The organism is Streptomyces sp. NPDC004539, from assembly GCF_040610055.1.
GTDB lineage: Bacteria > Actinomycetota > Actinomycetes > Streptomycetales > Streptomycetaceae > Streptomyces.
Genome location: NZ_JBEXLS010000057.1, coordinates 19,679 through 28,085 on the forward strand (window position 1 = coordinate 19,679; position 8,407 = coordinate 28,085).

Consider the following 8,407-nt stretch of genomic DNA (forward strand, 5'->3'; position numbering starts at 1 on the left):
CGTCGTCCTCGTCGTGGTCGGCGCGCTGATGGCCGTACCGCTGCTGTACGCGGTGCTCTCCGGGTTCAAGACCACCGACGAACTCTCCCGCAACCCCGTGGGGCTGCCCGAGAAGTGGGTGACCTCCAACTACACCGACATCCTCGGGTCGAGCGCCTTCTGGCGGATGATCGGCTCCAGCACGTTCATCGCGATCGCGACGACGGTCGTGGTGGTCGGGGTGTCGGCGCTCGCCGCGTTCTCCTTCTCGCGGTTCGCGTTCCCCGGGCGGGAGGCGCTGTTCACGCTGTTCACGATGGGGCTGATGTTCCCCTTCGCGGTCGTCGCGCTGCCGCTGTTCCTGCTGCTGCGCTCGATGGACCTGCTGGACAACCCGCTCGGGGTGATCCTGCCGCAGGCCGCGTTCGGGATTCCGGTGACCATCGTCATCCTGCGCGGCTTCTTCCGGGAGATCCCGGCGGAGCTGGAGGAGGCGGCGACCCTCGACGGCTGCGGGCCGCTCGGGTTCTTCTGGCGGGTGCTGCTGCCGATGGCACGGCCGGCCCTCGGGACCGTCTCCGTCCTCGCCGTGGTGGGCAGCTGGAACAACTTCCTGCTGCCGCTCCTCGTCTTCACCGACCCCAGCTGGTGGACGATCCCGATCGGCGTCCAGCAGTTCCAGGGGCAGTACTCCGCCGAGTACGCCCGGGTCTTCGCGTATCTCGTCCTCGCGATGGTGCCCGCCCTGGCCTTCTACTCCGTCGCCGAGCGCCAGCTCGTCGGCGGGCTCGCCGCCGGTGCCACGAAGGGCTGACGGCCGTACGGCTCACCTTCCCGACGCAGAGGAGTCGCACCATGCTTGTCCGCACCCGTCTCAGACTCGCCGGGGCGCTCGCCTCCGCCCTGGTCGCCACCGGGATCGCGAGCGGCCCCGCCGCCCAGGCCGGCCAGCAGCACCACAGGGCGACCCTGGCCGACCTCGCCCAGCGGCACGGCCGGTACTTCGGGAGCGCCACCGACAACCCCGAACTCACCGACACCGCCTACACGAAGCTCCTCGGCCACGAGTTCGACATGATCACGCCGGGCAACGGGATGAAGTGGTACGCCACCGAACCCCAGCAGGGCGTCTTCGACTTCACCAAGGGCGACGAGATCGTCGGCCTCGCCCGAGCCAACCACCAGAAGGTGCGCGGCCACACCCTCGTCTGGCACAGCCAGCTGCCGGGCTGGCTGACCGCCAAGGAGTGGACGGCGGACGAGCTGCGGGCCGTCCTGAAGAACCACATCCAGACCGAAGTCCGGCACTACCGGGGGAAGTTGTACGCCTGGGACGTCGTCAACGAGGCGTTCAACGAGGACGGCACCTACCGGGAGAACATCTTCTACAAGACCCTCGGCCCCGGCTACATCGCCGACTCGCTGCGCTGGGCGCGGCAGGCCGACCCCAAGGTGAAGCTGTACCTCAACGACTACAACATCGAGTGGATCGGCCCCAAGAGCGACGCCTACTACACGCTCGCCAAGGAGCTGAAGGCACAGGGCGTCCCGCTCGACGGGGTCGGCTTCCAGGCCCACCTGGCCCTTCAGTACGACTATCCCGCCTCCCTGGAGGACAACCTGCGGCGCTTCTCGAAGCTGGGGCTCGACACCGCGCTCACCGAGGTCGACGTACGGATGATCCTGCCGGCGACCGAGGAACTCCTCGCCAAACAGGCGGACTGGTACGCCGACATGACGAAGGCGTGCCTGGCGGTGCGGCGGTGCGTGGGCATCACGGTCTGGGACTACACCGACAAATACTCCTGGATTCCGGCGTTCTTCCCCGGTCAGGGGGCCGCTCTTCCGTGGGACGAGCAACTGAGGCCGAAGCCCGCCTACTTCGCGCTCCGGAACGCGCTGAAGTAGGGGGGTTTCAGGGGCGGGCTGGTGGTGCGGTGCTGGACCGCACCACCAGCTCCGTGCCCAACTCGACGCGCGGCGAGTCGGGATGCTCGTCGTGCGCGAGACGCAGGACCGTGCGGACGGCCAACTTGCCCATGTCGGCGAGGGGTTGGCGGACCGTCGTCAACGGCGGGGCGGACCAGCGGACTTCGGGGAGGTCGTCGAAGCCGACGACGCTCATGTCCTCGGGGACCCTGAGGCCCCGCCGGCGCAGCGCCTCGACCGCGCCGAGCGCCATCCGGTCGCTCGCGGCGAACAGGGCGGTCGGCGGATCGGGCAGGTCCAGGAGGGCGCCCGCGCCGGTGAAGCCCGACTCGGACTGGAAGTCGCCGGGGACGACGAGCGACTCGTCCACCGGGACGCCCGCGCCCTCCAGGGCCGCGCGGTAGCCGTCGTACCGGGCCCGGGAGCACAGGAGGCGGCGGGGGCCCGCGATCAGGCCGATCCTGCGGTGGCCGAGGGCGAGCAGGTGCTCGGTCGCGGCGAGGCCGCCGGACCAGTTGGCGGCGCCGATGACGGGGACGCCGTCGGTGCAGGTGCCGGTCGGGTCGACGACGACCAGGGGGACGCCGAGGATTCTCAACTGCTCGTGCAGGGTGGGTTCGAGGTCGGACGTGACGAGGATGACGCCGCCCGAGGCGCGGGCGCGGAGGTTGCGCATCCACTCGCGGGCGTCGCCGGTGCGGCCGTGGATCGCGGAGACGACCGTGCCGACGCCGGCGGCGTGCGCGACCTCCTCGACGCCGCGGATGATCTCCACGGCCCAGGGGCTGCCGAGGTCGTTGAAGACGAGGTCCAGGAGGGGGGCGCTGCGGGTGGGGGTGGCCGGGGGGCGCTTGCGGTAGCCGTGCAGGCGCAGGAGTTCCTCGACGCGGGCGCGGGTGGCGGGGGAGACGTCCGAGCGGCCGTTGACGACGCGGGAGACGGTGGGGACGGAGACGCCGGCCTGGCGGGCGATCTCGGTGATGGTCACTTTGCCGTGTGCGGTGCCGGGTGAGGTGGTGTGTGAGGTGCCGTGCGCGTCGGCGTGGCCTTCGGTGTCGGTGTCGGTGTCGTGCGGTGTCATGTCCCCACCTTCGCTTCCGGAACCCGGGCCGAAACTTCCAGGAGTCTTCCGGAAAAACGGCGGGGAGGGGAGGGGTTCGGGGAGGGGAGGGATTTTTGGACAGGAGGTGGGGGCGGTTGGGGAGGGGGTTCGGTGCAGGTGCGGGGCGGGTGCGGACATGCGTGGGGGCCGGATCACTGGTGTGTCCGGCCCCGGGGTCCCTCTGGTGTGCGGCTGGCGGGCCGACAGGCCCGGCGTCGGTCAGGCCGCGGCGACGACCCGGCCCGGGCCCAGCGGGCGGTGCGGGTCGATGACGCTGCCGTCCGGCAACAGCTCGCCGGTGTCCTCGAAGAGCAGGACGCCGTTGCACAGCAGGCTCCAGCCCTGCTCCGGGTGGTGCGCCACGAGCCGGGCGCAGTCCCGGGCGGTGGAGTCGGCAGGCGGACACGGCGGCTGGTGCTGGCACATGGGAGGGATCTTTCGCTCTGTCGTGACGGATGAAGTGACCGGTGCGGTGTGTGGATCGTGTGTCGTACGGTTCGCGCGGCGCGAAGCGTCGTTCATGGCCGCCCCCGTTGTGATAAGTCGGTCGGAACCCAGTGTTGCTCCACGGGCGTGGTTCCGCAGGGATTTCGCGGTACCGCTCCTCACAGGTTCATGACGCGTCACCCGCACGGGCGGTTCAGCCTTTACACACGGTCACTTCGGATGGTTCACCCTGGTCACAACGGGCTAGTCCGACAGGATGAGGTCACGCAGGGGAGCCCAACAGGGGCGCTGGAGTGACCCGGTGGGTGAGGGCCGGGAGCAACTCCGCGACGCGGTGCGGGCGGTGGGCCGCGATACCGGGCGGGGCCGGGGCCAGCGGGATGAGGACGTCGGTCGCGGCGGGGTGGCCGGTCGTGCCGTCCGACTCGCAGTCGCCGTGCAGCCAGAGCGTCAGCATGTAGAGGCCGGGGACGGACAACAGGCGGGCCTGGCCCGGGAGTCCGGCGGACTCGGCCTGGCGCAGGGCGCGTTCCGTGGAGTCGATGTACGGGCCCTCGAAGAAGTGCGAGAACGTCCAGCCGTCCGCCGTCAGCCTGGTCTCCGCGGCGGCCACGGCGCGCTCCTGGCAGTGGATCAGGAAGCGCCAGCCGGCCAGTCTCGTCTCGGGTGTGCCCTCGGCGGTGATCCGCTCCAACACGTGGAGGGGGAGCGGGAGTTCGGGAACCGTCGGGCCCTCGGCGGTCCGCAGGGACGGGGTGCGGGCCTCGTGGACGGCGGTGGGGGAGCCGAGGGCGGTGAGGACGGAGCGCAGGGCGGGCGCGGGTGCCGGGGGGACATGCAGCGGCATGGTGGGTCGCCTCTCATTCGACAGGCAGAGGTGGCGCGAGGGCGGGGGCGGACGGCGCTGTCAGCTCTCGGTGCTCGGGGTGTGACGGTCGGAGAGGCAGTGCCGAGGCCGGTGTGTGCCGGGGGTGTGAGCGGGCTGTCGTCCGCGGCCTGGACGACAGGCTCCTTCGGCCGGGTCCCCACCTTCTCCGCCTGTCGCGGAGTTTATACGACGCGTGTTCGGAGTGGGTTTCGGCTATCCGATCGCTTTTCCCGCCGCAAGTGTCTATTCGGTCGGCGATACGACTGAATCCTCCCGATTCAGAGCACTGCTCCCGGCGTCCACCTGGGAAACTCCCTGCCCCGCGGTCGGCGTATTCTCGTCGGTGTTTCTCACGAGTCACCGAGTTCCGGAAAACCAGTTCCGCGCCCCGCTTGTCGAATGTGTCCCGGGTCACTTATGGGGTTCTTACGAGGGGCTGCGGCCAGCCTAGCGGGCCCGGGTGGGCGCCGGGGGCGTTATCGATCGTTCCGCTGGGCATCATCCCTCCTGACCCAGGACGCCCCGGCGGGCCGTCAGCTCGGTCCGCCCAGCCGAGGAGGGACCCTTCGTATGGGCGAGAAGGTCGTGGCGGGCGCGTTCGACCTGTCCGATCGGCAGCACTACCGCGACAAGCTCCGGCAGTGCCTCGCGGGGCTGGAGCGGCTGTTGGCCGAGCAGCGCTTCGACCGCCCCAAGAACCTCATGGGGCTGGAGATCGAGCTGAATCTCGCGGGTGCGGACGGTGCGCCGAGAATGTTGAACGGGCAGGTTCTCGAACGTATCGCGAGCCGTGATTTCCAAACAGAACTCGCCATGTTCAATCTGGAAGTGAACATAGCTCCACACCGGTTGGGGGGACGGGTATTCGACCAGCTCGCCGAGGAACTCCGGACGGCGCTGGCATATGCCCATCGAAAGGCTCGGGAAGTCGATGCCGGAATCGTGATGATCGGGATTCTGCCGACGCTCGGGCCCGATGATCTCGTCTCCGCGAACCTCTCCGCGGTGGACCGGTACGCCCTTCTCAACGATCAGATCGTCGCCGCTCGGGGGGAGGACTTCGCGCTCGACATCCAAGGGGTCGAGCAGTTGTCCTGCACCGCCAAGTCCATCACCCCCGAGGCCGCCTGCACCTCCGTGCAGCTCCATCTCCAGGTCACGCCCGGGAGGTTCGCCGACGTCTGGAACGCCGCGCAGGCCGTCGCCGCCGCGCAGGTCGCCGTGGGGGCCAACTCGCCGTTCCTCTTCGGGCGGGAGCTGTGGCGGGAGTCTCGGCCCCCGTTGTTCCTCCAGTCGACGGACACGCGTCCGCCGGAGCTTCAGGCGCAGGGGGTGCGGCCCCGGACCTGGTTCGGGGAGCGGTGGGTGAGTTCCGCGTACGAGTTGTTCGAGGAGAATCTGCGGTTCTTTCCCGCGTTGCTGCCGATCTGTGACGAGGAGGAGCCGCTCGGGGTGATCGCGGCGGGGGGGACGCCGAAGTTGGCGGAGCTCGTGCTCCACAACGGGACCGTGTACCGGTGGAACCGGCCGGTGTACGGGGTGGCCGACGGGGTTCCTCATCTCCGGGTCGAGAACCGGGTGCTGCCTGCGGGGCCGACCGTCACCGATGTCCTCGCCAACGCCGCGTTCTACTACGGGGTCGTCCGGGCGCTCGCGGAGGAGTCGCGGCCCGTGTGGACGCGGTTGCCGTTCGAGGCCGCCGCCGCGAACTTCGACGCGGCGTGTCGGGACGGGATCGAGGCGCGGTTGCTGTGGCCTCGGCGGGGGCGGCTCGGTGGGGTGGGGGAGGTGGACGCCGTGAGTCTCGTGCGGGAGGAGTTGTTGCCGTTGGCGGAGGTGGGGCTCGATGCGTGGGGGGTGGAGCCGGTGGATCGGGACTTCTATCTCGGGGTGATCGAGGAGCGGTGCCGGTTGCGGGTGAACGGGGCCAGCTGGCAGGTGGAGACGTTCCACCGAGGGGTGGCCTCGGGGTTGTCGCGGGAGGAGGCGTTGGCCGCGACGACTCGGCGGTACGGGGAGTTGATGCGGGTGGGGGAGCCTGTGCATCTGTGGCCGGTGGGGGTGGGGGAGGTGGCGGCGCTGGGCTGAGTGGGGGGACCACGGCCTTTCCTCGCCCCCGCCGCCCCTACCCGTCCCATCCCAAAGGGGCTGCCGCCCCTCCCACCCCACCCGGGGGCTCCGCCCCCTGGACCCCGGGTGGGCTGCTGTCCTGGACCCTGGGCGGGCTGCTCTCCTGGACCCTAGGCTGGGTGGGCTGTCGCCCTGACCCCTGGGCTGGGGTGTCGCCCTGCGACCTGGGCTGGGCTGTCGCCCTTTCGCTTCCAGCCGGGGCTCCGCCCCTGGACCCCGGGCGGGGTTGTTGTCCTGGACCTCGGACGGCTGCCGTTTCTTTGCTCCCAGCCGGGGGCTCCAGGCTGGGCTGTCGCCCTGCGATCTGGGCGGGGGCTGCCGTCCCTTCGCCCCCTGGGCCCCCGGACGGGGCTGTTGTCCCGGACCCCGGGCTGGGGTGTCGTCCTGGTCTTGGTCGGTGATGTGGACCCCTCGGTCTTGTCTGGGGTTCGGTGGGGGCCGGCGTTTCTTTGTCGCTGGGTGGGGGTGGTGGGCTTTGGGAAGTGTGGGGTGGGTGGGTGTGAAGTGGTGGGTGGGGGATGGGGCAAGCTGTGGGGTGTCGGTCGGGATACGTGGAGGGTGGGTCGGTGGCTGAGGTGGGAGATTTGGGGCGGTTGTCGCGGCGGGAGTTGCGGGATGAGACGTTGTTGGTGTTGGGGGTGTCGTTGGGGGCCAGTGGGGTATCGGCCCTTATTAGTTTTTTGGGGTCTGTCACCAAGCCGGGGGGGCTTAAGGAGCAGACCGCTACTTTGAACGGGTCCGCTGCTCCTGGGCGGCCCTGGCTGGATCTGGCCTGGCAGTTGTTCGGGATCAGTACCTCGCTGGTGCCTGTCGCGTTGGTCGCGCATTTCTTGTTGCGGGAGCGGGCCTCGCTCCGGGCGCTCGGGTTCGATCGGGGGCGGCCCCGGTTCGATCTGGGGTGGGGGGCGGCCGTCGCCGCGGTGATCGGGAGCAGTGGGATCGCGTTCTATCTGGCCGCCCGGGGGCTGGGGTTCAACCTGACCGTGGTGCCGGAGGCGCTGCCCGAGGTGTGGTGGAAGTACCCGGTGCTGATCCTGTCGGCGATGCAGAACGCGATCCTCGAAGAGGTCATCGTGGTGGGGTACCTGCTGCGGAGGCTGGGGCAGCTGGGGTGGACGCCGACAGCGGCGCTGGTGGCGAGTTCGGTGCTGAGGGGGTCGTACCACCTGTATCAGGGGATCGGGGGGTTCATCGGCAACATGGTGATGGGGGTGGTGTTCGTTTATCTGTATCGGCGGTGGGGGCGCGTCGGGCCGCTCGTTGTCGCGCATTCCTTGCTGGACATCGGCGCCTTCGTGGGATACGCGCTGCTCGCGGGCAAGGTCGACTGGCTGCCCACCCCCTGACCCTCACGCCAGCAGCTCCCCCTCGACGACCGTCACCGCCCGCCCCGTCAGCAGCGTCCGCTCACCCCGCAGCCCCGTACGCACCCGGCCCGACCGCCGGGACGCCTGGAGCCCGGTGAGGTCGTCGCTGCCGAGGCGCGGCGACCAGAACGGGGCCAGCGCGGTGTGGGCGCTGCCGGTCACCGGGTCCTCGTCGATGCCGACGTTGGGGAAGAAGCAGCGGGAGACGAAGTCGTAGCCGAGCGCGGGGTTCTCCGCGCGGGCGGTGGCGATGACGCCCCGCGCCGAGTGGGCGCCCAGCGCCCTGTGGTCGGGCCGCAGTGCGTGGACGGTCGCCTCGTCGGCCACCTCCACCACCAGGTCCCCCACCTGCGGCCCGGTGTCGAACGCGCTCAGCACCTCCGCCCCCAGCGCCTCGTCCACCCCCTCCGGCACCTCGACCCGCGTCAGCGGAGCCGTCGGGAAGTCCAGCGTGATCGAACCGTCCCCGGCGGGCGTCGCCACCAGCACCCCACTAAGGATCTTCAGCGGTGACGCTCAAGGGTGAGAACCGCCTTCACGATTGACGTGAGTCGGTTGGGGCTGATGCGGGCTTTGCGGAAAATG

General features: G+C 70.2%; 7 protein-coding genes and 1 pseudogene. 4 read left to right on the forward strand and 4 right to left on the reverse strand.

Annotation, left to right across the window (positions count from 1 at the left end; all coding sequences use genetic code 11):
• Window positions 1-28 precede the first annotated feature (28 nt).
• Window positions 29-793 (forward strand): carbohydrate ABC transporter permease, encoded by a 765-nt coding sequence (locus ABZX85_RS50015; protein ID WP_355885102.1) that lies wholly within the window; start codon window positions 29-31, stop codon window positions 791-793.
• Between the two features lie 41 nt (window positions 794-834).
• A complete protein-coding gene (locus tag ABZX85_RS50020; RefSeq protein ID WP_355885094.1) occupies window positions 835-1,887 on the forward strand; it encodes an endo-1,4-beta-xylanase in 1,053 nt (350 codons plus the stop codon).
• Window positions 1,888-1,894: 7 nt separating this feature from the next.
• Here the strand turns inward: ABZX85_RS50020 and ABZX85_RS50025 are convergent, their stop codons facing one another.
• From ABZX85_RS50025 to ABZX85_RS50035, 3 genes are all read right to left on the reverse strand, one after another.
• Window positions 1,895-2,989, reverse strand: coding sequence for a LacI family DNA-binding transcriptional regulator (locus ABZX85_RS50025; RefSeq protein WP_355885095.1), 1,095 nt, complete (start codon window positions 2,987-2,989; stop codon window positions 1,895-1,897).
• A gap of 240 nt (window positions 2,990-3,229) precedes the next feature.
• A complete protein-coding gene (locus ABZX85_RS50030) occupies window positions 3,230-3,436 on the reverse strand; it encodes a DUF5999 family protein (RefSeq protein WP_355885096.1) in 207 nt (68 codons plus the stop codon).
• 283 nt (window positions 3,437-3,719) lie between these two features.
• Window positions 3,720-4,304, reverse strand: a complete 585-nt coding sequence (locus tag ABZX85_RS50035; protein ID WP_355885097.1) for a hypothetical protein — start codon at window positions 4,302-4,304, stop codon at window positions 3,720-3,722.
• A 591-nt stretch (window positions 4,305-4,895) separates the two neighbouring features.
• Here ABZX85_RS50035 and ABZX85_RS50040 point away from each other — a divergent pair.
• Entirely contained in the window at window positions 4,896-6,413 is a 1,518-nt protein-coding gene (locus ABZX85_RS50040; RefSeq protein WP_355885098.1) for a glutamate--cysteine ligase, read from the forward strand.
• A gap of 560 nt (window positions 6,414-6,973) precedes the next feature.
• Window positions 6,974-7,801 carry a type II CAAX endopeptidase family protein gene (locus tag ABZX85_RS50045; protein WP_355885099.1) on the forward strand — a complete coding sequence of 276 codons (828 nt, stop codon included), beginning with the start codon at window positions 6,974-6,976 and terminating at the stop codon, window positions 7,799-7,801.
• A 3-nt stretch (window positions 7,802-7,804) separates the two neighbouring features.
• On the opposite strand, the pseudogene ABZX85_RS50050 reads toward ABZX85_RS50045, so the two are convergent.
• Window positions 7,805-8,317 (reverse strand): annotated as a pseudogene (locus ABZX85_RS50050) (PhzF family phenazine biosynthesis protein); the annotation flags it as partial.
• Window positions 8,318-8,407 lie beyond the last annotated feature (90 nt).